We start from the raw sequence: 22,751 nt of genomic DNA, 5'->3' as shown, positions 1-22,751 counted from the left end.
GCCGCCCCTCCACCACCGCTTCGCGGCGGTCCCCCTCCCCCAGCGAGCTGGGGGAGGAATGAGAGACGACGAACATCGACATCACTCGGCGGGCTGCACTTCGGCCACCGGGGCACCGCCGCGGGGGCGGCGCTTGATCCGGTCGGCGAGCGCGCGGCACGCGACGTAGAAGGTCGGGGTGAAGATCAGGCCGAAGGCGGTGACGCCGATCATGCCGTAGAACACCGCCGTGCCCAGCGCCTGACGCAGCTCCCAGCCCGGACCCGAGGCGGTGACCAGCGGCAGCACGCCCAGGATGAAGGCGAAGCTGGTCATCAGGATCGGGCGGAGCCGGACCCGTGCCGCCTCGACCGCCGCCTGGAGCGCGGTGGCGCCGCGTTCCTCGGCCTGCTTGGCGAATTCGACGATCAGGATCGCGTTCTTCGCGGCAAGGCCGATCAGCACGATCAGGCCGATCTGGGTGAGGATGTTGTTGTCCAGCCCCCGGAAGTTGACGCCCAGCATCGCGGCCAGCAGCGTCATCGGCACGATCAGGATGATCGAGATCGGCAGCATCAGGCTTTCGAACTGCGCCGCCAGCACCAGGAAGACGAACACCACCGACAGCGCGAAGATCAGCGCCGCGACATTGCCCGCCGCCTTCTGCTGGAAGGCGAGATCGGTCCACTCCGCCGCGAACCCTTGCGGCAGGTTCTTGGCGATCACTTCCATCTTCGCCAGCGCCTGGCCGGTCGAATAGCCCGGCGCGGTGTCGCCATCGACCTCGACCGCGGGGAAGAGGTTGAAGCGTGTCACGCGGTACGGCCCGGTGCGGTCCTCGAAGGTCGCGACGGCGCCGATCGGCACCATCCCGCCCGCATTGGAACGCGTCTTGAGCTGGGCGATGTCCGCCGGATCGTCACGGAACGGGGCATCCGCCTGTGCGGTCACACGGAAGGTGCGGCCGAGCAGGTTGAAGTCGTTGACGTAGGACGAGCCGAGATAGACCTGCATCGCTTCGAACACGCGGCTCGCTGGCACGCCGAGCATGTCGGACTTGGCGCGATCGATGTTCGCATAGATGCGCGGCGTGGCGGTGTTGTAGAGCGTGAAGACGTTGGCGAGTTCCTTGCTCTTGTGCGCCTCCCCGATCACGCCGCCTGCAGCCGCTTCGAGCGCCTGATAGCCGGCGTCGCTGCGGTCCTGCACCATCATGCGATAGCCGCCGCCATTGCCGACGCCCTGGATGACGGGCGGCGGGATGACGAAGACGAACGCCTCGTTCATGTCGGCAAGGGCCGCACGCATGTCGTTCTCGATGTTGAGCTCGGTCCGATCGGTACCGGCACGCTCCGCAAAGGGCTTGAAGGTGACATAGGCCGCCCCGGCGTTCGACGCCTGGGTACCCGATGCGCCGTCGAAGCCGGAGAACATCACCGCCGCCTCGGTGCCGGGCACCTCGAGCAGCTTCTTCACCGCCTTTTTGAGCACACGGTCGGTCTCCTCGATCGAGCTGCCCGCGGGAAGCTGGATCGCGGCGAGCGCATAGCCCTGGTCCTGCGCGGGAATGAACCCGGCCGGAGTCGCGGTGAAGATCAGACCGGTCGCGACGACAAGGCCGGCATAGGTGGCGAACATCCGCTTGGGGGCGGAGGCGAAGCGTCGGGTGATCCCGGCATACCAGTCGCCGAGGCGATCGAAGTTGCGGTTGAACCAGTTGCCCGCGCGCCACACCACGCGCCGCCAGCCGCTTGCCGGTGCCTCTTCCGCCTTGGGGCGGAGCAGCAGCGCGGCGAGTGCGGGCGAGAGGGTGAGCGAGAGGATCAGCGAGATGATCGTCGCGGCTGAGATGGTCACCGCGAACTGGCGATAGAACTCGCCGGTGATGCCGGTGAGGAAGGTGGTCGGAACGAACACGGCGCACAGCACCAGCACGATCGCGACCAGCGCGGCCGACACTTCGTCCATCGACTTGTGCGAGGCTTCGCGCGGGGAGAGGCCGTGTTCGAGGTTGCGCTCGACATTCTCGACCACGACGATCGCGTCGTCGACGACGATGCCGATGGCGAGCACCAGGCCGAACATCGACAATGTGTTGAGCGAGTATCCAAGCCCCGCCAGCACCGCGAAGGTGCCGATCAGCGAGACCGGAATGGCGACGATCGGGATGACCGCGGCGCGCCAGCTCTGCAGGAAGACGAGGATGACGAGGACGACGAGCAGCACCGCTTCGAACAGCGTCTTCACCACCGCGTCCATCGATTCGCTGATGAACTCGGTCGGGTTCCAGATGATCCGGTACTCGAGCCCCTTGGGGAAGCTCTTGGACGCCTCGGCCAGCTCGGCCTTGACGCCTTCCGCCGCGGCGAGCGCATTGGTGCCCGGCCGCTGGGTGATGCCCATGATGATCGAGTCCTGGCCCGACAGATAGGCGTTCACGCCATAATCCTCGGCGCCGAGCTCGACGCGCGCGACGTCGCGGACGCGGGTGATCGCGCCCGAGACATCGGTACGGACGATGATGTCGGCGAATTCGTCGGCGGTCTTGAAGCGGCCCTGCGTCTCGACGCTGAGCTGCTGCGCGGCGCCGGTGTCGAAGGGCGGCTGGCCGACCGTACCGGCGGCGACCTGGATGTTCTGGGCACGCAGGGCGGCAACGACTTCACCTGCGGTGAGGCCAAGCGCCGAGGTGCGGCCCGGATCGATCCATACGCGCATCGCATAGTCGCGCGCGCCGAAGACCTGGACGTCGCCGATCCCGTCGATGCGGGTCAGCCGGTCCTTGATCTGGGTCAGCGCATAGTTGGAGACATAGCCGCGATCGAGCGAGTTGTCGGGCGACAGCACGTTGACCGCCATCAGCCAGGACGGCGATGTCTTGCGCACCACCACGCCCTGCCGCCGGACTTCCTCGGGCAGGCTGGGCTCGGCGAGCGCGACGCGGTTCTGCACCAGCACCTGCGCGGTATCGAGGTTGGTGCCGAGCTTGAAGGTGACGGTGATCGTCACCCGCCCGTCACCGGTCGACTGCGACGACTGGTAGAGCATGTTGTCGACGCCGTTGATCTGCTGTTCGATCGGCGCGGCAACGGTGTCCGCGACGGTCTCGGCCGACGCACCCGGATAATTGGCGCTGACCGTGACCGTCGGCGGAACGACGGCGGGGAATTGCGACACCGGCAGCCCGAAATAGGCAAAGGCGCCGATGATCGTGATGAGGATCGCGATCACGCCCGCAAAGATCGGGCGGCGGATGAAGAAATGACTGAAGCGCATCGGGCAAAGCCTTGGCTAGCTCCGCCCGCGGAGCCGCGAGCGGAGTTGGTTCATTCGCTTGATGTTGGCGGTGCCGGCCCGCTCCCCTGCCCGGCCACCGGGCGAAGCTACCCTATGGGTGGCCGGGCGGGGGAGCGGGCTGGCACCGCATCAAAAAGTCTCTCAGCGCGCGAGGGTTGCCTGCGACGCCGCGGGTTCGTTGACCTGCGTGGCCGGCTGGGCAGCCGGGGCGCGGGGCAGTTCGATCTTGCCCACACGCTCGGTCACCTTGGCGCCCGGCGCGATCATCTGCAGCCCCTGGATCACCACCTTGTCGGTCGGCGCGAGGCCGGAACGGATGGTGCGGAGGTTGCCGATGCGCGGACCCGGGGTCACCTGCCTGGCGGCAACCGTGCCGTCCTTGCCGACCACGAACACGACCTTGCGTGCCTGGTCGGTGCGGACGGCAGCGTCCGGAACCAGCAGCGCACGCTCGGGCGATCCGCCGGTCAGGCGCATATTGCCGAACATGCCAGGGGCCAGGAAGTAATCGGGGTTGTCGATCACCGCACGCGCGCGGATCGTGCCCGATTGGGCGCTGATCCCGTTGTCGGTGAAGTCGACCCGGCCCTTCCAGTTATAGCCGCTTTCGTCCTGCAGCCGGATCTCGACCTGCTGCGCCGCCGCCCCGGACTTCGACCGCTCGCGCTGCGCCTTGAGGTAGAGCGCCTCGGAGCTGTCGAAGGTGAAATAGATCGGGTCGAGCGCGTTGATCGTGGTCAGCAGCGTGCCGCCGCCCGCATCTGCGGTGGAGACGAGGTTGCCGGCATCGACGCGGCGGTCGGAGATGCGGCCGGTGATCGGCGCACGGACCTGCGTGAACTGCACGTCGAGCGCACGGCCGCCGACCCGGGCCTGCGCTGCGGCGAGCGAAGCGCGGGCCGCACGGACGCGGGCGGCGAGGCGATCATAGTCGCTCTTCGACACCGCATCCTCGGTCAGCAACCGGCTGGCGCGGGCGAGATCGGCATCGGCCAGAGCGAGATCGCTCTGTGCCTGTGCCACGCCTGCTCGCGCCTCGTTGAGCGAGGCGGTGAAAGGACGCGGATCGATGGTGAAGAGCAATTGCCCCTTCTGAACAATCGCGCCGTCGGTGAAGTGCACCGCGGTCACCGCGCCCGAGACGCGCGGACGCACCTCGACGCTCTTCGACGCCTCGAAGCGGCCGACATGGTCGTCCCACTGGGTCAGGTCGCGTGCCAGCGGCGTCGCGACGGTGACGGTGGGCGGCGGCGGCCCGGCGATCGCCGGGCTCTCGCGGTTGAAGACGCCGACACCGACGCCGATGGCGACGAGCGGCAGCACCACCGCCGACGCGCGCTGCCACAAAGGCAGGTCACGGAAACGGCGCTTGGGAAGGTCTTCGATGGGTTCGATACGGGTGATCATGTTCATCGCGAATTGCTCCGGCGCTTGACGCGCGCGCTGACGATGCTGCCCGCGAGCAGCTCGTAATGTTGCAGGGTGAAACCGGCGGCGACGAACGCACGCACGGCGGATTCGGCGACGCGATAGCCGTGGTGCCAGGTCAGCACCGCGAGACGGCGGAGCGCCTCGAGCTTCGGGTCGGCGAGCTTGGGATTGCGGGTATCCCCGAAAAGGTTGCCGAGCGCGACCGCCATGCGGCTGGGGTTCCGCAAGGTGGAGAGCGGATCGCGCTCGGCGAGGGCGACCACCGACCATTCGAGCGCAGTGAACTGCGCGCGTGCAGCGAGGTTGGCGGTCTTGGGGGACGGAGCCGCAGGGGCGATGGCAGCGGGAAGGCCGGCACCGGCTTCGGCAAAGGCGAGATAGGCCATGGTCGTGTCTCCTCTCTGCGCGCCGGGCGAACGTCATCGCTCACCGGCACGCGGTGTTTTCAGATTTGCGGTCCGGCGGATGCGCAGCCTCATGCGGCGAAGCACATGCTCGCCGGACTGCGGCCGGAACTGGATGTCGGATGGACCGGGCGTCAGCGCCCGATGTCAGTCCTCAGAAAATCGTACATCGCCGCATCGTTTCCCTTTCGATGCCAGGGGGCGCTCCGGGGAGGCTCGCCCATCTTCTATACCACACGGTATAGAAATCGTGCTGCGTTGCGTCAATGGCTTTTCGTACCGCTCGATATATTTTTATCGATGGCGGCTGAAAGTCCTTATTTGGACGGCCACATCGCCATGCTGGTTTCGATCAGCCGTTCGAGGTCGGTGCGCGTCGCACCGGCTCCGGCCTGGACCGCCATTCCCTGCATGATCGCATAGATGAAGCTGGTCAGCCCCTCGACATCCGCCGTCTCCGGGAGATCGCCCTCGACCCTGGCGCGCTCGAGCCGTTCGACCAGCGCGCGGCGCGCGACCTTGCCGCGCTCGAGCACTTCCTGACGGATGCATTCCGCCTCCTCGCCACACGCGACCGAGCTGATCACGCCAAGGCAGCCATGCGGCTCGCTCTTGCTAGTCTGGTTTTCCATGCTTCCGTTGAGCAGATGCCGCGCGACCTCACGCGCCGTCGGCTGCTCGAGCGAGGCACCGATATAGCAGAGCTTCTCCTGCTCGTAGAGGTCGAGCGTCTTGCGGAACAAGGCTTCCTTGTTGCCGAACGCAGCATAGAGGCTGGGACGGGTGATCCCCATCGCCTCGGTCAGATCGTTGAGCGAGGCGCCTTCATAGCCTTTGCTCCAGAACACACGCAGCGCCGCGGCGAGCGCCGCATCGACGCAGAATTCACGCGGGCGCCCCTTGGTGGGCAGGGTCAGAACGCTTTCCATATCGGACGGTATATAAATCACAGCGACCTATAATACAACTGCGGAGACGGACCGTAACAGTTCCGGCCAATGGCCTGACTTCACCCGTTGAAAGCCGAATTTCTGCATAACTCCTACTGAATAGATATAGATTTAGCGCGGAGCCTGAACCTATCGGAGGAACGATTCGATGCGCAGGCTTCTACTCACGGGATTGATCGGCACGACGGCCTTGGCGCTGTTGCCCGCGGCAAATGCCAAGGACGCCCCCGCTCCGGTCGCTGCCGGGGTGCATGCGAAGGCACTGGTTCTGGACGGCCATGCCGATGTGCTGCTGCCCGAAACACCGCGACGCTATTATCTGCCGGGCGGCGGATCGCGCGTCGATCTTCCGCACCTCAAGGCCGGCGGAGTCGATGCGGTGGTGCTGTCGGTCGCGGTCGGTCCCGGCCCGCGCGATGCGGCGGGCGTCGCTGCGGCACGCAAGGAAGCCGATGCCAAGCTCGACCTGATCCGGAAACTTGCCGCCGACAACCCGGCAGCGGTCGGGATCGCCCGCTCGCCTGCCGAGGTCGAGACGCTGCACGCGCAGGGCAAGATCGCGCTGATCATCGGTTTCCAGAATGCGCGCTCGATCGGCAGCGACGTCACGCAGCTCGACGCCTTTTATCGCGACGGCGTGCGCGTCTTCGCGCTCAACCATGCCGGGCACAATGCCTTCTCGGACAGTTCGCGGCCCGACAAGGAACCGGTGGCCGAGCATAACGGCCTCTCCCCGCTCGGGCGTGAAGCGGTGAAACGGCTCAACGATCTCGGCGCGCTGATCGATGTGTCGCAGCTCTCGACCGATGCGCTGCGCCAGACCCTCGCGCTCAGCCGGGCGCCGGTCGCGGCGACCCATTCCAACGCCCGCGCGCTGATCGACAACACACGCAACCTGAGCGACGCCGAGCTCGACGCGATCAAGGCGAATGGCGGGATCGTCCAGCTCACGCCCTTTTCCGCCTATCTGCACGTCGCAACAGAGGCCGAGCGCGCCAGGGTCTCACAGGTCCGCGTGAAATTCGGCCTGCCGGCTGCGTACAAGACCGCCTATGACGACAGCGACACGCTCGTGCCCGCACAGCGCGAAGCCTATCTCGACGCGGCCAGCGCCGCGGCGCCGCGCGCGACGCTGGCCGAATATGCCGACCATATCGACTATGTCGCAAAACGGATCGGCTGGCAGCATGTCGGGATCGGCACCGATTTCGACCATGGCGCAGGCGTGACCGGCTTCGACAGCGAGGCCGAAGCGCCCAACGTTACCGCGGAACTGCTCAAGCGCGGCTATTCCGCCGATCAGATCAACGCGATCTGGGGCGGGAATTTCCTGCGTGTCTGGGGAGCGGCGCAGGCTGCGCGCGCCAGATAAATGCAGGACGGGCCGCCCGCCGGGGCGGCCCGTCGCTCTATGCGGGCTGAGGCAGCGGTTCCGCGCCGTCGAAACGCGCGTCGTCCAGCACGCCCTCCCGCTTGGCCACGATCGCCGGCACCAGAATTTGTCCCGCGACGTTCACCGCGGTCCGGCCCATGTCGAGGATCGGATCGATCGCAAGCAACAGCCCGACACCCTCAAGCGGGAGGCCGAGCGTCGACAGGGTGAGCGTCAGCATCACCGTCGCGCCGGTCAGCCCCGCGGTCGCCGCCGATCCGATCACCGAAACGAAGGCAATCAGCGCGTAGCTCGCCGGCGTCAGCGCGATCCCGTAGAATTGCGCGACGAAAATCGCGGCGATCGCGGGATAGATCGCGGCGCAACCGTCCATCTTGGTCGTCGCGCCGAGGGGAACGGCGAAGGCGGCATAGGCGCGCGGGACGCCCAGCCGCTCGGCCGCGGCTTCGGTCACCGGCAGCGTCCCGATCGACGAACGCGAGACGAAGCCGAGCTGGATCGCGGGCCATGCCCCGGCGAAGAAGCGCAGCGGATTGAGGCCGTTCACCACGAGCAGCAGCGGGTAAACCACAGCAACCACCAGCAGCAGGCCGAGATAGACCGCGCCCGCAAACGCGCCGAGCGCCGACAGCGCGTCCCAGCCGTAGCGCGCGACCGCATCGCCGATCAGCGCAGCGCTGCCGATCGGGGTCAGCGCAATCACCCACAACAGCAGACGGCGGAAGAGCGCGAGCGCTGAGGCGTTGAAGGCGAGGAAGGGCTCCCCCTTCTCGCCGATGCGCACCGCCGCCGCACCGACCGCGACCGCGGCGACGATGATCTGGAGGATGTTGAACGACAGCGCCGTGGTCGCGCGGCCATCGGCCACCGCGGTCGAAGCGGTGATGCCGAGGAAGTTGGCGGGCACCAGTCCCTTGAGGAAGTCGAGCCACGACCCGCTGGTGGCGGGTACCCTGGCCGCCGCGGGATCGATCCCGGCATGGAGCCCCGGCTGGATGACAAGGCCGAGCATGATGCCGATCGTGACTGCGATCAGCGCGGTGACCGCGAACCAGAACAACGTCCGCCACGCGAGCCGCGCGGCATTGTCGAGATCGCGCAACGCCGCGATCGACGCGACGATCGCGGTGAAGACCAGCGGCGGTACCAGCGCCTTCAGCAGCTGGACGAAGATCTGGCCGATCGTGCGCAGCCCCTCCCCCAGCGCCGCACCCGCGATCTGGTCGGGCCCAAGCGCCCGCGCGGCGAGCCCGAGCAGCAGCCCGAGCGCCATGCCCGCGAGCACCTGGACCCCGAACGACGGCAGCCGCCGCCGGGCACCGGCTGCCGTCGCCATGCTCACCAGCTCAGGCCGAGGCGCGCGTAGAGATAGCGGCCATTGAACCCGAAGGGCGAGTAATAGGGGAAGCCGAGCACACCGCTGGATGCGTTCAGCGCCGCGCTCACCCGGTCCGGATAGACATCGAACAGGTTGTTCACGCCGAGCGCGATCTCAGGCCCCTTCTGCGCACGATAGCGCAGCTCGAGATCGGTGATCGTATGCTTGCCGGTGTGAATGTCGCCCGCCGGAGTGGTTCCCGGCTGCGTCACGTCGCCATAATAGGTCGCGCGCGCCGTCACCCCGAACGGCCCCTGGGCCCAGTCGATCGCACCGGACACCTTCTCGCGCGGCGTGCCCTCTTCCAGCGTCAGCACGCGGTTGCGTCCGAACAGTGCGGTGGTGGGCCGGCGGGTCAGCTCGACATCGTTGAAATTGCCGGCGAGCGTGAAGTCGAAGGTACCGGCCGCCGCGGTCGGCAGCTTGTAGCGCGCGACGACGTCGATACCCTTGGTGGTCGAACGCAGGCCGTTGATGAAGAAGCGCGCCGCGCTGATGTTGGGCAGCGTCGTGACCGGAATATTCTCCGACAGTGCGATCTGGTCGCGCAGCTTGATGAGATAGCCGTCGACGGTGAGGTCGAACCCGCCGAAGCGCAGCACCGTGCCTGCCGAGAAGTTGGTCGAACGCTCGGGCTTGAGCGCACGCGCACCGAGCGATGCGACCCGCGGGTCGTTCGACGGGAAGGTCCCGGTCTCGATCACGTTGCCGCCGGAGATGACCGACGAGATCGACGTGAAATATTGCTGTTGCAGCGACGGCGCGCGGAAACCGGTCGAAACGGTGCCGCGCAGGGCGATGCCGGGGGTGATATCGTAGCGTGCCGAGACCTTGCCGGTCGCGATCTCGCCAAAGTCCGAATAGGTTTCGCCGCGGCCCGCCAGCCCGATCAGGAAACTGTCGGTGAGCTGCGCTTCGAGATCGAGATAGATGCTGCCCGAGCGGCGGCTGCGCTCGATCGCGTTGAGCGGCGAGAAGCCGGCAAAGCCCTGCGCGATCGTCGGTGCGCCGGGAACCGCGCCGGTTGTGGGGGCCGAGTAGGAAGCCGGCTCGCCCGGGGTGATCTTGTAGCCCTCGCGCCGCCCTTCGAGACCCCAGGCGACGTTGAGCGATCCCAGCACGTCGAACTGGCGCGCCACGTCGAGGCCCGCGGTCCACTGGTCGTAGATCACCGCGCCATCGTAGAAGCTGTGCGGCGACGCGGCGCCCCAGGAGAAATTGGCCGAATTCTCGGTGCGGAAGCCGACCTTGTTGCGGCCATAGCCCGCGGTCAGGTCCACCGACCAGCCCGCGACCTCGCCCTTGATGCCGAGCGCCGAGGTGAGATTCTCAGAGCGCGTCTCGATCAGCGGCAGGAAGCCGTTGGGATAGCCGACCGCGGCGAGATACTGGACAGCGGCGGCATTGTTCGGGCGCGGGAAGGCCGCGCTCGACGTGTCGCGCTGCTGGTAGCCGGCCCAGCCATAGACCTCCCAGCCGCCGCCGAGCGGCGCGCCGGCATTGGCGAACAGCGTGTACTGATCGACCTTGGGATCGCCGAAGCGGCCCTGCGGGGCGATGCCATTCGCGCCGGTCGGCGCATTGGCGGCAGGGATGTCCGAGCGGTTGGTCGGGTTGCGGTGCACATATTCGCCCGACAGCGTCAGGAAGCCTTCGGCGCCGAGCGCAATGCCCTGCCAGCCGGCGGCGGTGACGGTGGATTCACCGCTGACATGGCGGTTTGCCCGCGCGGTGTTCACATCGGTGTTGTAGAAGCCATAGGTGACGGTCGCGCCGCCACCCGAGCGTGCTTCGCGCAGCCGCAGGTTGATGACGCCGGCAATCGCGTCCGATCCATATTGCGCCGAGGCGCCATCGCGCAGCACCTCGACCCGGTCGAGCGCCGCAGTCGGCACGGTGTTGAGATCGACTGCCGCCGCGCCGCGGCCGACGGTACCGTTGACGTTGAGCGAGGCGGACGCGTTGGTGCGAACGCCGTTGATCAGGACCAAAGTCTGATCGGGTGAGAGGCCACGCAGCGTCGCGGGGCGGATCGCATCGGTGGCGTCGGTCGCCGCCGGGCGCGCGAAGCTGACCGAGGGGGCGACGTTGGACAGCGCCTGGGCGAGCTCGGTGGTTCCCTGCTGGCGGAGGCCGTTGACCGAGAGCACATCGACCGGCGCAGCGGTGTCGAGCCGCGAGCGTCCGGCGGCGCGCGTGCCGGTCACGACGATCTCTTCCCCGGAGCCTGCCTGGCCGGCCGCAGAATCGCTCTCCGCTTCCTGCGCGGCAGCATAGGCGGGCGCCAACGCCACCAGGGCGACGGTCGCGGCGAGCTGGAACTTGAGTCTACGCATGGGAACCCCTTTCGATGAAGGGCCCGAAATCATACTTCGAAGATGGGATTTGAAGCCTAGAAAAGATGTGCCGCCGTCAATGCGAGCTTTGCCGGGCGGCACCCGCCGGGTTCACTGCAGCGTTCGATCCGCGAGATTGTTCGCATAACGGCTGGACACCGGCAGCCTGCGGCCGTTGAGCAGCGCGACCTCGACCACGCCCTTCCGGTCGCGCACCAGCACGTCGATACTGCGCCAGGGCACCAGATAGGAGCGATGGACCCGGACGAAGCCGGCCTTGCGCAGCACGCGTTCGGCATTGCCCATGGTCTGCCGCCACACCACGATGCGCTGCTCGGTATAGAGCTCGACATAGTTTCCCGCCGCGCTCGCGAACAGAATATCGGCGGGCGCCACCGGCGGATCATCCGCCGCCGGAGTCAGGCCATGCCCGGCCTGCTCAATCCGCGGCAGCGGATAGAGCAGCGCCCCGAGCATGGCCGCGCCGAGCAAGGGCAGCCGGCTGAAAAAGGCCCCCTTCGCGTCCGAGCCCAGCCACAACGCGATGGCACCGCTCGCCGCATAGGCGACGCAGCCAAGCGCCAGTGCCATGAGGAGCAGACGCGTCCGCCTGCGCGCCATGCGTGCGCCGCGTTCAAAGATCATTGCCCCAGCCACCCAGGGGCTGAGCGTCGCCAGCGCCCAGATCAGGCTCCCGGCCAGCCCCGATCGATCGTCGGTGAAGGCGAGTTCGGAAAGCATGCAATAGGCCGCCCCGGCCGGAAACAAGGCCAGCGGCGCGAGCAACCGGGCCAGCCCGGGCGTCGTTCCGCGCCGAACCCCTGAAAAACGCGCAACTCCCTCTGTCATTGCTCAGGCGCTCCTTCCGGTACCGCACGACCGCGCCGCATTATTACCATTTCAGAACCGCTTGGTTACCAAAATACGCCAATGCTGTCCCGTCACCGGCACCAGCGGACCATAGGGCGTCGCGTAATAGCCTTTGCGGTCGAACATGTTCACCAGTTGCGTCCGCAGCGAAAGCCCGGTGCCGGTCCAGTCGTAGCGCGCGCCGAGATAGCCGAACGGCACGCCCGCGGCCTCGATCGTGCTCACATTGTCGCGACGGCGGCGACCCTCGTAGAGCAGATAGGCGTCGAGGCTCCAGCGATCGGTCAGCCTGTGTTCGAACGCGATCGTCGCGTTGAAGCGCGATACGCCCGGCGCCATCGGGTTCACCGTCCCGGCATCGACCAGCGCGCCGGAAACTCGTGCCTGAAGTACATTGGCGCCCAGCACGATTGTGGTCGCCGGCGTCAGCTGTCCGGTGAGCGAAGCCTCGATGCCACGATGGCGGACAGTGCCGACCGGCGCATAGACCGAGTCCGGGCGCAGTCCGTAGATCGGCTTGCGGATGTCGAACCCGGCCAGGATGAAACCGAGGCCCGGCGTGATATCGAACCGCGCGCCGATCTCGTACTGGCGGGCTTCGACCGGGGGAAGCACCGCGCCGCGATTGGCCGCGGCGTCAGGGGCGATCCCCGATTCCTCCAACCCCGAGACATAGCTGGCGAAAATCCGCCATCTCGCAGCCGGGCGCCACAGTGCCGACGCGCTGTAGAGCCAGGTTTCGTCGGTCTGTGCCGATCGTGCCCCACGCGTATCGCGAAAGCTCTTCGCATAGCGGTTGCGGTGCGCGCCCAGGCGAAGCTCGAACGCCTCGCCGGCGGCGAGCTCATAGGTCGCACTCAGAATGGTCTGGTCCACCTGGTCGCGGCTCAGAGGTGCATTCGCCGGCAGAACCGGCCGCGCCACGGCGACCGGCCCGTCCGCGACCGTGAAGCGTCCTGCAGGAACAGCGATCGCGTCGGCACGATGGCTGACCGAGTTGCGGTGCCGGAGCGCGAGCCCGGCGCGATGCGTCGCGCCGGCAAGCGCAAAGGTCCGGAACGCCTTCACCTCGACCGAGTCCGACCGCGCGTCGGCGATGGGCGTATGGTACAGGGTACTCGTGACATTGCCGGCGCGGTCGATGGCCAGCACCGTCGTGTCGCTGCGGCCGGAATCGCGCATCGATCGTACCGCTGAAGCCCCCAGCGTCCAGCCGCCCGCGCGGTGTTCGAACAGCGCGCCGAAATTGCGGCTCAGGACACGCGCCCGCGCCCAGTCGGGGCTGTAATTGTGTCGGTCGCGGAGCGGCGGCGGCATCGCGCTGCCCTGCGCGAGCACCGCAAGATCCCCGTCATGCGACTGGCGGCTGATCCCGCCGAAGACGCGCAGGCGCGTTGCCGGCGCGGGCTTCCAGCGGAACACGGCTCCCACATCGTATCGCGCGCCGTCCTGACCGGTCGACCATTTCTCGTCCGGGCCGACGAAGCTGTGCGCGACCAATCCCCATTCGCCGTTGCCACTCACCAGGCTTCCCAGCGCCTCGACGCTGGGAGAGCCGAACCCGCGCGTGCCCGCGGTGACGGACAGCGCGCTTTGCTCGCCCGGCTCGCGGAGCCGGTAGCCGACCACGCCGGTCGGTATGGGCAGGTCGAGCGCGGTCGCCGCGATGCCGACGTTGATCGACGACCCCGAAACCAGCGATTCCGACGGCAGCGCCGCGGGATGGAAGTAGAAGCCGTCGATCCGGAACGAACCGCCGGTCGAGATCAGGTCGAACCCGCGCGTCTGATAGGGGCTATAGAGCCCGACCTGATTGATCCCGACGCTGGCGCCGAACGCATCCTCGGCAGAGCCGGCTGCGCTGTCCTGCGCTTCCGGCGCGCTGTCGCCATTCTGCGCGGCGGCTGAGGCAGCGGCAAACAACATGGCCGCGATCGTGCCGAAACGGGCCCTGGCAGGAAGGGACGTGAAAAGTGACATGGCCGGAACATCCTGATGGAAATGATCCGGGGCAGCGCTTGCGCAGCCGACCGTCGGCCAGCAATCGCGCCGGTGCGGCGGGACGAAACTTGTGACGAAGGGACGAACGCGCACCCACACAGAAGCTCGAACGGCTTGCCCGGGGCGCGGAAAGCGAGTGACGCTTGCGCTGCCTGCGCGGGCACGCTAAACACTGAACCATATGGTTCAGTATAGCCCTTCCCTCGACCTGTCGTTTGCGGCGCTGTCCGATGCGACCCGCCGCGGGATCATCGATCAGCTTGGGCGAGGGGAGGCGTCGATCACCAGCCTCGCGGACAGGTTCCAGATGACGCTGACCGGCATGAAGAAGCACGTCCAGGTTCTCGAGCGTGCGGGGCTCGTCGTCACGCAGAAGGTCGGACGGGTGAGAAGCTGCAAGCTCGGGAGCCGCGGCCTCAAGGCAGAGGCCGAGTGGATCGAGGCGCACCGCAAGCTCTTCGAGGATCGCTTCGATGCGCTGGACGAGATCATCAGCGAACTGAAACTGGAGGAAAGCGATGGATCAGCAAGCTAGCGGTGCAGACGGTGCGCAGAATCGCACATTGGTCGAGCGCAAGGGGGATCGCGAACTCGTCGTGACGCGGACATTCGATGCGCCGCCGGGTATCGTTTACAGGGCGTGGAGCCAGCCCGAGCTGTTCCGGCGCTGGTGGATGCCCAAATCGGTGACCGGCGTTTCACTGGTATCGTGCGATATGGATGTCCGCACCGGCGGCAAATACCGGCTGGAATTCAGCGCCGGCGGATCAGAGACCATGGCCTTTTACGGCAAATATCTCGAAGTGGTGCCGAACGAGCGCATCGTCTGGACCAATGACGAAGGCGAGGAAGGCGCGATCACCACTGTGACTTTCGAAGACCAGGACGGGAGGACGCTACTGAGTTTCCACGAGGTCTATCCGTCTGCGGAGGCGCTTGAGGAAGCATTGCAGGGCTCGGCGGCCGGATTGCCGGAGCAGATGGAACAGCTCGACGAACTGCTTTCCAGCATAAGCGAGTAGCGCTGGCCGGAAAATTCGGCGCTGGACGGCCTGCTCTTGGGCAGGAAACGGCGGCAAATGGCGGAGCGGGAGGGATTCGAACCCTCGATACGCTTTTGACGTATACTCACTTTCCAGGCGAGCGCCTTCGACCACTCGGCCACCGCTCCGCATGCCAGGAGGCGCTGCCCTAGTGATTTGCGGCGATCACCGCAAGCGTTGCGCGCAGCCGGCCTCCGTGCCAGCCTGTGCGCCATGCTGACCCTTGCCCTAGCGCTCGCTCTTCAGGCCGCTCCAGCCGTGGCGCCCAAGCCGTCCGATCCGCTGCCCGCCGACTGGAAGCCGGTGCCCGATGACGAGCTGCTGGTGATGACGCTGGCCGGCGACCGGCGCGTCTATATCCGCCTCGCGCCGCGCTACACGCCGATGCATGTCGCCAACATCCGCAAGCTCGCCGCGGCACGCTGGTGGGACGGCGAGAGCGTCTATCGCGTCCACGACAATTATGTCGTGCAATGGGGCGATCCGACCGAGAAGAAGGCGCTGCCCGCGGGCGTGATCGCCCAGCCGCCTGCCGAATATGACTGGCAGCGCTATGACGCGGTGACCAAGCTCACCCGTACCGATCCCTATTCGACCGCCGCGGGGCACAGTGCCGATGGCTGGCCGCTCGCCACCAACGGCAAGGTCGCCTGGCTCCCGCATTGCTACGGGATGGTCGGCGTGGCGCGCGATATGGCACCGAGCACCGGGAGCGGCGGCGATCTTTACGCGGTCATTGGTCATGCCCCGCGGCATCTCGACCGCAACATCGCGATCGTCGGCCGCGTGCTCGAGGGGATCGAGCATCTCTCGTCGCTGCCGCGCGGCACCGAAGGCGGCCTTGGCCTCTACAAGGACAAGGGCCAATATGTGCCGATCGTCAGCGTGCGCCTTGCCAGCGAGCTGCCCGCCGCCGAACGCCCGCATTTCCAGTATCGCGCCGCCGACAATCCGCGCTTCGCCGCCTGGGTGAAGACGCGCGAGAATCGCGAGCCGCCCTTCTTCAACCTGCCCTCGGGCGGGGCAGATATCTGCAATGTGATGCCGCCGGTGCGCCGCGCGCCCTGAGCGGCTCAGATCCTGCGGATCAGCGCGCGCGCTTCGGCACCATAGCCCTTCGCCGGATCGACCAGCCCGTCGCCGAGCGGAACGAAGCCCTGATGACGCCAGAAATCATGCGCGTCGCCGACTGCGATCAGCGCGATCGTGTCGAGCCCGGCGCGGCGTGCGTCGGCAAGGACGATCTCCACAGCAGCGCCGGCCAAGCCGTGTCCGCGCGTCACCGGCGCGAGCGCCAGATCGTGGAGATAGTAGCAATCCGCCGGTTCGGGCAGCCGCGCCAGCGGGACATGGAGCACCGATGGTGTATCGAAGCGTCCCGGATGCGCGATCAGATAGCCGCCAAGCTCCCCGTCACCGATGTCGACGACATGGCAGCCCGCCGGATAGAGGCGGAAACAGGCGGCGAAAATCGCGGTATCTTCCCAATATTCCTCATGGGCGATCTTGGTGAGCGCGCCCACCCGCGCCACATCCGCTCCGGTCATCGCGCGCCAGCGCATGGCCGGTCTAGCGCCCGACCCAGTCGGCGACCTGCCCCGCGACCTGATTGGCCGCACGATTGAGTGCCGTGCCTGCCGATGCCGCGTCGATCGCGGCAACGGGCACGCGTGCCTCGAAGCGGCGTTTCTCGAAAGTCAGCGGCGCACGCGCGCCGCTGGCTTCCGCAGGGCGATCCCGCACCAGCGTCGCGTCGTAGGTCACCACCGCCTCATTGGTCGTGGCATCGATCCCGAACGCACGCAAATCACCACCGAGCCGCGCGCCCGGATCCGAAAGCGACTGGCGCAGGCTGAGCACGACACGCCCGGTGCGGACCGAAACCGTGTCCGAAAGCAACCGCGCGAACAGCCGGCTAGGCGCTTCCACCCAGTGCGCGTCCTTGAGGTAAGCGATGCTGGTCGCGTTCGATTGCACCGGTACCCGCGCCACCACCAGTTCCTGCGGCACGTTGAGCGTGGCGACGCTGATCGACTTTGCCGTCGCCGAGCTCGCCGTCTCGCCCACGGCGATCGACGCGTCGGACGTGAGAGTAAGCAGCGAGGGCGGGGCGTCGGCACCGAAGCGGATGCAACCGCCAAGGAGCAGCACGAGCGCGAGGGGGGCGAGCTTCTTCATCGTCTGGCTCACTTCTTCCGGGGTTCATATTCGGGCAGCTTGGGTCCGCCGATCAGCGATCCGGCGCCCCCGCGATCAACCTTCTCGGCGACCGACTGCAGGGCAATCGCCATTCCGCGCAGGTCCTGGATCAGCTGGTTCACCTCGGGGATCGTCTGCGCCGACACCTGATCAAGCCCTGCATCGGCCTTGCCCAGCGTACGCTCAAGCGCCTTCATGCTCCCGTCGGCGGAAGCGATTGCCTTGCGCAGGTCCTTCATCGCCGGGCCGACCTCGTTTGCCAGCACCTGATCGGTGGTACCCGAAAGCTTGCCGATCTGCTCGGCGGCGAAGCCGGCCTGCTTCACCGTGTTGCGCAGCTCGGCGATCGCGGCGCGCAGGTCGGGCGCGCCCTTGGCGAGCTCAGCCGTCATCTTGTCGGTATTCTCGAGGATGCCGGCGATCGACGCCTGGTTGCGATCCGACAGCAGCTCGGTCAGCCGCTCGGTCAGCGTCGACAGCCGCTCGAGCAGCCGCGGGGCGGTGTTGAGCAGTGCGCCGAGCCCGCCCTGCTTGGTCGGGATCACCGGCACGCCGAGCGGGCAGACGCTGCGCGGATTGACCTCGGGGCATTCGATCACCGGCGCACCCTTGACCGCGCCGTCGAGCTGGATCTGGCTGACCCCGGTAAAGCCCACGCCCTGGATCGTCGCGGTGGTACCCTGAAGGATCGGCACTTCCTTGTTCACGCTGATCCGCACGCGCACCAGGCTCGGGTCGGGCGGGAACAGCGCGATTTCCTTGACCTGCCCCGCCGGCACGCCCGAAAAGGCGACCGACGATCCCTTGGCGATGCCATCGACCGCCTGCTTGAAGAAGATATCATATTCCTTCTCCGCAGCGGTGTTGAGCCGCGCCAGCCACACGGTGAACAACGCCAGCACGGCGAGCAGGATCAGCACCACCGCACCGACCAGCACATGATTTGACCGGGTTTCCATCTAGTGCCTCATGTCGCCCTGGCCTCCGCGCGTTCCACGCTGCTCACTGCGGCGCGGCCGCGCGGGCCGTTGAAATATTCCTGGATCCACGGATGATCCAGCGCGAGCAATTCGTCGATGGTGCCGACCGCGATCACCCGCTTGTCCGCCAGCACCGCCACCCGATCGCAGATCGCATAGAGCGTATCGAGATCATGGGTGATCAGGAACACCGTCAGCCCCAGCGTCCGCTGCAGCGCCAGCGTGAGTTCGTCGAACGCAGCTGCGCCGATCGGGTCGAGCCCCGCGGTCGGCTCGTCGAGGAACAGCAGTTCGGGGTCGAGCGCAAGGCTGCGGGCGAGGCCCGCGCGCTTCTTCATGCCGCCCGACAGCTCAGCCGGATATTTGGGGCCGGCGTCCGGCGCCAGCCCGGTCATCACCACCTTGTACGCCGCAATCTCGTCGAGCAGCGCCTGGTCGAATGCCGGGTAGAATTCCTTGAGCGGAACCTGGACATTCTCCGCCACGGTCAGGGTCGAGAACAGCGCGCCGCCCTGGAACAGCACGCCCCAGCGCTTGCGCAGCTCGATCGCCTCGTCGGTATCGAGATGGCGCACATCCTCACCGAACACCTCGATCGATCCCGCATCGGGTTCCTGCAGGCCGATGATCGACCGCATCAGCACCGACTTGCCGGTCCCCGATCCGCCGACCACGCCAAGGATCTCGCCCGGCCGCACGTCGAGGTCGAGCCCCTCGTGCACCACCTGCTCGCCGAAGCTGTTGCGCAAGCCGCGCACGCGGATGACCGCATCGCCCGCAAAGGTCGGCGCCGTCATCAGTTCCACCCCACTTCGGTGAAGAACACGGCGAAAAAGGCGTCGAGCACGATCACCAGGAAGATCGCCTGGACCACCGCGGTGGTGGTGCGCGTGCCGACCTGCTCGGCGTCGCTCTCCACCTGCATCCCCTGATAGCAGCCGGCGATGGCGATGATCGCAGCGAACACCGGCGCCTTGACCATCCCGACATAAAGATCGGTGATCGGCACCACCTCGCGGAGGCGCTGGACGAAGGTGATCGGCGGAATGTCGAGCGAGATCCAGCAGAGCAGCCCGCCGCCGATCATCGCGATGACCGAGGAATAGAAGCCGAGCAGCGGCAGCATCACCACCGCCGCGATCACGCGCGGCAGCACCAGCGCCTCCATCGGATTGACGCCGATGGTGCGCATCGCGTCGATTTCCTCGGTCAGCTTCATCGTGCCGAGCTGCGCCGCGAACGCCGATCCGGACCGTCCCGCGACCATGATCGCGGTCATCAATATGCCAAGCTCGCGCAAGGTCAGCCGGCCGAGCAGGTTGATCGTGTACACCTCCGCGCCGAACTGGCGAAGCTGCACCGCACCCTGCTGAGCAATGACGATGCCGATCAGGAAGCTCATCAGCCCGATGATGCCGAGCGCGGTGACACCCACCACTTCGAACCGGTGGACGGTCGCATGGAAACGGAAGCTGCTCGGGTTGAGCAGCACCCGGCCGAACGCCATCGCGGTCGCGCCCATGAAGCCGAGCAGGCCGTACAGCGTCCGGAAGGCCTGGATCACCGCTTCGCCGATCTCGGCGAGCAGGCGCTGGAAGGCGCCGAGCTGGCCCGGCCGCATCTCGACCGGCCGGTCGGCGCCTGCGACCTGGTCGAACAGATGCTGCGAATCCGCGCCCAGCCCCGATACCGCCGCGTCATGATCACGTGCAAAGCGGTGGACCAGCCAGGCGCCGACCGTGTCGATCCGGTCGATCCCGCTCATGTCGAGCCGCGCGACGGGGCCCTGCACTGCCGCCAGCCGCTCGGGCAGGTCGCCGATCGCGCGCAGCGACAGATTGCCGCTGAAGCGGAGCGTCCCCCCGTCGGCCACGTCGTGCTGGAAGTCGGCTGGCGCGCTCATCCGCTCATCCATGGGTTATTCGGGCTGGTACGGCAAGCGCTTGCCTTTACAGATGTTTCGTCTCCGACCCAATCCCGGAAGCGCCGCGAAGGTTCCGATGCGAAGTGTTGCAATTTATGACATGGACAAGACGATCACGCGAAAGGCGACCTGGACGCCGTTCCTGATCCATGCCGCGATCGCCCGCGCGCCCTGGCGGCTGGCATTGCTGCCCGCGGCCGGAATCGCATCGCTCCTGTATCTCGCAAAGGCGATCGACCGCGCGAAGCTCAAGGAGGTCACTCACCGGCTGATGCTCGGCCGCACCATCCCGCCCAATGATCTGGAAGCGGTGGCGCAGGCCTTTGCCGACAGCGTCGCGGCGTCCAACATGTTCGCCGACGCGCGCGCGCGGGTCGAGGCGGATCGCGCGGGCGGCTGGGAGCCGGTGCTGGCGACCGCCAGCCATGGCTATTACGCCCGCGCCATCGCCGCGCGACTTGGCATCGAACAGGTGATCGCGACCGAGGCACGGCGCGATACCAACGGCAACGTCCTTGCTGGGATCGAGGGCGAGAATTGCTACGGCCCCGCCAAGCTGCGCCTCATCAAGGCCTGGATGGCGCGCGAGGGGATCGCGCGCAGCGACCTGCGCGTGCGCTTCTACAGCGACCATGTCTCCGACGCACCGGTGCTGGAGTGGGCGGACGAGCCGTTCGCGGTCAACGCGCATGGGCCGCTGCGCAAGCTGGCAGCGGCGCGGGGATGGACCGTGCTGGACTGGGAGGGGTGACAGCGGGCCCAGGTTGAGTGCGCTGGATTCCGCTGATAACTCAAGCGCATGAACCCGTCCGTATCCGCGCTGTGGCAGCGTTACCGCCTTGTCGATCCTTCCGCGCCTGTCGAAGCGCAGGCCGTCTATCATTTCTGCGACAATCAGGAGGATGCGGACGCTTGCGCCGATCTGGTCGTCGCGGGACAGAAGCGCGCGACCGCATCGTCGCTTGCCGAACTGGAACGCGACAACATCCCGATGCCCCAGGCCGGCGATTATGCCGTGATCACCGGCTGGAACGGTGAAGCGCGCGCGGTGATCCGGACCACTTCGGTCGACATCTGCAAGTTCGCCGACGTCGATGCTGACTTCGCGCGTGACGAGGGCGAGGGCGATCTGACGCTCGAATGGTGGCGCGCTGCCCACCAAGCCTATTACGAACGCGTGCTGGTAGGCAGCGATACCCCGGTCGACGGCGACCTGCTGATCGCATGCGAACGGTTCGAGGTCGTGCTGCCGGCCTGAGCCCGACTTACAGCACCGTGTGCAGCGTGTGGATCGCCAGCCCCACCAGTCCGCCGACCAGCGTGCCGTTGATGCGGATATATTGCAGGTCCTGCCCCACCGCATTCTCCAGCCGCCCGGTGATCGTCCGCGCATCCCAGCCGCGGACGGTGTCGGAGACGAGTCGCACGATGCCGTCGCCATAGTCTGCCGCGGTGCCCACCGCGGCGCGGCGGACAAAGCGGTTGATCATGTGGCTGAGCCGCGGGTCGTTCTGGAGGGTCTCGCCGAGCTGGCGCAGCGCGTCGCCGAGCTTGCCCGCGAGCGCAGCATCGGGATCGCGCGCGACCCGGAGCAAGGCCGCACGTCCCTGCTCCCACATCCCCTCGATCCAGCGTGCGAGCGCAGGATTGTCGAGCAGATCGGACTTGAACTCCTCGACCTTCATCCGCGTCGGAATGTCGAACTGGAGGTCGAAGGCGAGCTTTTCCAGCCCCTCCTCGACCTTGGCGCGCAGCGGGTGGCCGGGATCTTCGGCGACGTCGGCGACCAGCTTGTAGAGGCCGTCGATGATCGCATTGGCCAGCGTCTCGTCGAGCCCGGTCCAGCGCATGATCGAGCCGGCGCGCTCGTGCACCATCTTGCGGATCAGCGCCTCGTTCTGGTCGATCACCTTGGCAAGCCAGCGCAGCATGCCGTCCATCAGCGGCGTGTGGCGGCCCTCGGCCATGGCCGCGCCCAGTGCCTGGCCGATCAGCGGGGCCACATCGGTCTGGCGCAGGCGATTGGCGACCGCGCTCTTGATCATGCCGCCAAGCTGCTCCTGGTCGAGCGATTCGAGCAGGCTCGCAGCCATGCGCGATGCGCCACGGCGCAGGCGGCCCGAGCTTTCAGGCGGCTGCGCCAGCCATTTGCCTGCTGCGCCCGCGACATCGACCCCGCTCATCCGCCGCGCGACCACGCGCGGGACCAGGAAATTGTCGCGCAGGAAATTGGCGAGCGCGGTGGCGATCCGTTCCTTGTTGCGCGGGATGATCGCGGTGTGCGGGATCGGGAGGCCGAGCGGGTGGCGGAACAGCGCGGTGACCGCGAACCAGTCGGCAAGGCCACCGACCATTGCAGCCTCGGCAAAGGCGCGGATGAACCCCGCAGCCGGATGAAGCGGCTCATAATGCCGCGCAGCCAGATAGACGGCAGCCATCGCCACCAGCAGGCCGGTCGCGATGAAACGCATCCGCCGCAAACCCGGTGGTGCGGGCTCGCGGCGCAGGCGACCATTGAGCAGGGGGGCAGCGCGCGCGCGGCCCGAAAACGCGCGGGGAGACGGGT

At 67.2% G+C, this 22,751-nt stretch carries 20 protein-coding genes and 1 tRNA gene; 6 read left to right on the top strand and 15 right to left on the bottom strand.

Annotation, left to right across the window (positions count from 1 at the left end):
* Positions 1–81 precede the first annotated feature (81 nt).
* The 4 genes from AC07TU_RS04690 to AC07TU_RS04675 form a co-directional block, all read right to left on the bottom strand.
* Positions 82–3,255, bottom strand: coding sequence for an efflux RND transporter permease subunit (locus tag AC07TU_RS04690; RefSeq protein ID WP_495186733.1), 3,174 nt, complete (start codon positions 3,253–3,255; stop codon positions 82–84).
* A gap of 162 nt (positions 3,256–3,417) precedes the next feature.
* Positions 3,418–4,689, bottom strand: coding sequence for an efflux RND transporter periplasmic adaptor subunit (locus AC07TU_RS04685; RefSeq protein ID WP_495186732.1), 1,272 nt, complete (start codon positions 4,687–4,689; stop codon positions 3,418–3,420).
* A complete protein-coding gene (locus AC07TU_RS04680; RefSeq protein ID WP_495186731.1) occupies positions 4,686–5,093 on the bottom strand; it encodes a hypothetical protein in 408 nt (135 codons plus the stop codon). The genes AC07TU_RS04685 and AC07TU_RS04680 overlap by 4 nt, the downstream gene beginning before the upstream one ends.
* Positions 5,094–5,428: 335 nt before the next feature.
* The gene (locus AC07TU_RS04675) at positions 5,429–6,040 is read right to left on the bottom strand and encodes a TetR/AcrR family transcriptional regulator (protein ID WP_495186730.1); all 612 of its coding nucleotides are present in this window, start codon (positions 6,038–6,040) and stop codon (positions 5,429–5,431) included.
* Positions 6,041–6,209: 169 nt separating this feature from the next.
* Here AC07TU_RS04675 and AC07TU_RS04670 point away from each other — a divergent pair, with 169 nt between their 5' ends.
* Positions 6,210–7,433 (top strand): dipeptidase, encoded by a 1,224-nt coding sequence (locus AC07TU_RS04670; protein ID WP_495186729.1) that lies wholly within the window; start codon positions 6,210–6,212, stop codon positions 7,431–7,433.
* A 37-nt stretch (positions 7,434–7,470) separates the two neighbouring features.
* Here AC07TU_RS04670 and AC07TU_RS04665 read toward each other — a convergent pair whose 3' ends face one another.
* The 4 genes from AC07TU_RS04665 to AC07TU_RS04650 form a co-directional block, all read right to left on the bottom strand.
* Positions 7,471–8,790, bottom strand: a complete 1,320-nt coding sequence (locus AC07TU_RS04665; protein WP_495186728.1) for a dicarboxylate/amino acid:cation symporter — start codon at positions 8,788–8,790, stop codon at positions 7,471–7,473.
* A 2-nt stretch (positions 8,791–8,792) separates the two neighbouring features.
* Positions 8,793–11,168, bottom strand: a complete 2,376-nt coding sequence (locus tag AC07TU_RS04660) for a TonB-dependent receptor plug domain-containing protein (protein WP_495186727.1) — start codon at positions 11,166–11,168, stop codon at positions 8,793–8,795.
* A gap of 111 nt (positions 11,169–11,279) precedes the next feature.
* A complete protein-coding gene (locus AC07TU_RS04655) occupies positions 11,280–12,017 on the bottom strand; it encodes a LytTR family DNA-binding domain-containing protein (protein WP_495186726.1) in 738 nt (245 codons plus the stop codon).
* A 51-nt stretch (positions 12,018–12,068) separates the two neighbouring features.
* Entirely contained in the window at positions 12,069–14,018 is a 1,950-nt protein-coding gene (locus tag AC07TU_RS04650; protein ID WP_495186725.1) for a TonB-dependent receptor domain-containing protein, read from the bottom strand.
* Between the two features lie 202 nt (positions 14,019–14,220).
* Between AC07TU_RS04650 and AC07TU_RS04645 the strand changes: the two genes are divergently transcribed.
* Together AC07TU_RS04645 and AC07TU_RS04640 are read left to right on the top strand one after the other, a co-directional pair.
* Complete coding sequence (locus AC07TU_RS04645) at positions 14,221–14,574, top strand: ArsR/SmtB family transcription factor (RefSeq protein WP_495186724.1); 354 nt, start codon at positions 14,221–14,223, stop codon at positions 14,572–14,574.
* Positions 14,558–15,061 carry an SRPBCC family protein gene (locus tag AC07TU_RS04640; protein ID WP_495186723.1) on the top strand — a complete coding sequence of 168 codons (504 nt, stop codon included), beginning with the start codon at positions 14,558–14,560 and terminating at the stop codon, positions 15,059–15,061. Before AC07TU_RS04645 ends, AC07TU_RS04640 begins: the two co-directional genes overlap by 17 nt.
* A gap of 58 nt (positions 15,062–15,119) precedes the next feature.
* Here AC07TU_RS04640 and AC07TU_RS04635 read toward each other — a convergent pair.
* A tRNA-Ser gene (locus AC07TU_RS04635) sits at positions 15,120–15,210 on the bottom strand.
* An 85-nt stretch (positions 15,211–15,295) separates the two neighbouring features.
* Between AC07TU_RS04635 and AC07TU_RS04630 the strand changes: the two genes are divergently transcribed.
* On the top strand, positions 15,296–16,150 hold the full coding sequence (locus AC07TU_RS04630; RefSeq protein WP_495186722.1) for a peptidylprolyl isomerase: 855 nt from the start codon (positions 15,296–15,298) through the stop codon (positions 16,148–16,150).
* Between the two features lie 5 nt (positions 16,151–16,155).
* Here the strand turns inward: AC07TU_RS04630 and AC07TU_RS04625 are convergent, their stop codons facing one another.
* The 5 genes from AC07TU_RS04625 to AC07TU_RS04605 are packed head-to-tail and all read right to left on the bottom strand — an operon-like array spanning position 16,156 to position 20,164.
* A complete protein-coding gene (locus AC07TU_RS04625; RefSeq protein WP_495186721.1) occupies positions 16,156–16,644 on the bottom strand; it encodes a GNAT family N-acetyltransferase in 489 nt (162 codons plus the stop codon).
* A 7-nt stretch (positions 16,645–16,651) separates the two neighbouring features.
* A complete protein-coding gene (locus AC07TU_RS04620) occupies positions 16,652–17,260 on the bottom strand; it encodes an ABC-type transport auxiliary lipoprotein family protein (protein WP_495186720.1) in 609 nt (202 codons plus the stop codon).
* A gap of 8 nt (positions 17,261–17,268) precedes the next feature.
* Entirely contained in the window at positions 17,269–18,240 is a 972-nt protein-coding gene (locus AC07TU_RS04615) for an MlaD family protein (protein WP_495186719.1), read from the bottom strand.
* A gap of 8 nt (positions 18,241–18,248) precedes the next feature.
* Positions 18,249–19,058 carry an ABC transporter ATP-binding protein gene (locus AC07TU_RS04610; protein ID WP_495186718.1) on the bottom strand — a complete coding sequence of 270 codons (810 nt, stop codon included), beginning with the start codon at positions 19,056–19,058 and terminating at the stop codon, positions 18,249–18,251.
* A complete protein-coding gene (locus AC07TU_RS04605) occupies positions 19,058–20,164 on the bottom strand; it encodes an ABC transporter permease (RefSeq protein WP_495186717.1) in 1,107 nt (368 codons plus the stop codon). Before AC07TU_RS04605 ends, AC07TU_RS04610 begins: the two co-directional genes overlap by 1 nt.
* Before the next feature lie 52 nt (positions 20,165–20,216).
* On the opposite strand from AC07TU_RS04605, the gene AC07TU_RS04600 reads away from it, so the two are divergent.
* A complete protein-coding gene (locus AC07TU_RS04600; RefSeq protein ID WP_495186716.1) occupies positions 20,217–20,936 on the top strand; it encodes an HAD family hydrolase in 720 nt (239 codons plus the stop codon).
* A gap of 48 nt (positions 20,937–20,984) precedes the next feature.
* Positions 20,985–21,443: an ASCH domain-containing protein gene (locus AC07TU_RS04595; protein WP_495186715.1), complete on the top strand. Its 459-nt coding sequence runs from the start codon at positions 20,985–20,987 to the stop codon at positions 21,441–21,443.
* A 7-nt stretch (positions 21,444–21,450) separates the two neighbouring features.
* Here the strand turns inward: AC07TU_RS04595 and AC07TU_RS04590 are convergent, their stop codons facing one another.
* Positions 21,451–22,656 carry a DUF445 domain-containing protein gene (locus AC07TU_RS04590; protein WP_495186714.1) on the bottom strand — a complete coding sequence of 402 codons (1,206 nt, stop codon included), beginning with the start codon at positions 22,654–22,656 and terminating at the stop codon, positions 21,451–21,453.
* Between the last annotated feature and the right edge of the window lie 95 nt (positions 22,657–22,751).

Source organism: Sphingomonas sp. GW821-FHT03E12, from assembly GCF_059420685.1.
The sequence above is the reverse complement of the archived record's forward strand: the minus strand, read 5'-3'. Positions and strand labels throughout refer to the sequence as shown.

Excerpts from the sequence above, each read along its gene's own strand:
- AC07TU_RS04680 (WP_495186731.1), bottom strand. The coding sequence starts at position 5,093 with ATGGCCTATCTCGCCTTTGCCGAAGCCGGTGCCGGCCTTCCCGCTGCC.
- AC07TU_RS04590 (WP_495186714.1), bottom strand. The coding sequence starts at position 22,656 with ATGCGTTTCATCGCGACCGGCCTGCTGGTGGCGATGGCTGCCGTCTAT.
- AC07TU_RS04645 (WP_495186724.1), top strand. The coding sequence starts at position 14,221 with ATGGTTCAGTATAGCCCTTCCCTCGACCTGTCGTTTGCGGCGCTGTCC.
- AC07TU_RS04650 (WP_495186725.1), bottom strand. The coding sequence starts at position 14,018 with ATGTCACTTTTCACGTCCCTTCCTGCCAGGGCCCGTTTCGGCACGATC.
- AC07TU_RS04595 (WP_495186715.1), top strand. The coding sequence starts at position 20,985 with ATGAACCCGTCCGTATCCGCGCTGTGGCAGCGTTACCGCCTTGTCGAT.
- AC07TU_RS04665 (WP_495186728.1), bottom strand. The coding sequence starts at position 8,790 with ATGGCGACGGCAGCCGGTGCCCGGCGGCGGCTGCCGTCGTTCGGGGTC.
- AC07TU_RS04610 (WP_495186718.1), bottom strand. The coding sequence starts at position 19,058 with ATGACGGCGCCGACCTTTGCGGGCGATGCGGTCATCCGCGTGCGCGGC.
- AC07TU_RS04660 (WP_495186727.1), bottom strand. The coding sequence starts at position 11,168 with ATGCGTAGACTCAAGTTCCAGCTCGCCGCGACCGTCGCCCTGGTGGCG.
- AC07TU_RS04630 (WP_495186722.1), top strand. The coding sequence starts at position 15,296 with ATGCTGACCCTTGCCCTAGCGCTCGCTCTTCAGGCCGCTCCAGCCGTG.
- AC07TU_RS04640 (WP_495186723.1), top strand. The coding sequence starts at position 14,558 with ATGGATCAGCAAGCTAGCGGTGCAGACGGTGCGCAGAATCGCACATTG.
- AC07TU_RS04625 (WP_495186721.1), bottom strand. The coding sequence starts at position 16,644 with ATGCGCTGGCGCGCGATGACCGGAGCGGATGTGGCGCGGGTGGGCGCG.
- AC07TU_RS04670 (WP_495186729.1), top strand. The coding sequence starts at position 6,210 with ATGCGCAGGCTTCTACTCACGGGATTGATCGGCACGACGGCCTTGGCG.
- AC07TU_RS04685 (WP_495186732.1), bottom strand. The coding sequence starts at position 4,689 with ATGAACATGATCACCCGTATCGAACCCATCGAAGACCTTCCCAAGCGC.
- AC07TU_RS04600 (WP_495186716.1), top strand. The coding sequence starts at position 20,217 with ATGTTTCGTCTCCGACCCAATCCCGGAAGCGCCGCGAAGGTTCCGATG.
- AC07TU_RS04675 (WP_495186730.1), bottom strand. The coding sequence starts at position 6,040 with ATGGAAAGCGTTCTGACCCTGCCCACCAAGGGGCGCCCGCGTGAATTC.
- AC07TU_RS04620 (WP_495186720.1), bottom strand. The coding sequence starts at position 17,260 with ATGAAGAAGCTCGCCCCCCTCGCGCTCGTGCTGCTCCTTGGCGGTTGC.
- AC07TU_RS04615 (WP_495186719.1), bottom strand. The coding sequence starts at position 18,240 with ATGGAAACCCGGTCAAATCATGTGCTGGTCGGTGCGGTGGTGCTGATC.
- AC07TU_RS04690 (WP_495186733.1), bottom strand. The coding sequence starts at position 3,255 with ATGCGCTTCAGTCATTTCTTCATCCGCCGCCCGATCTTTGCGGGCGTG.
- AC07TU_RS04655 (WP_495186726.1), bottom strand. The coding sequence starts at position 12,017 with ATGACAGAGGGAGTTGCGCGTTTTTCAGGGGTTCGGCGCGGAACGACG.
- AC07TU_RS04605 (WP_495186717.1), bottom strand. The coding sequence starts at position 20,164 with ATGAGCGCGCCAGCCGACTTCCAGCACGACGTGGCCGACGGGGGGACG.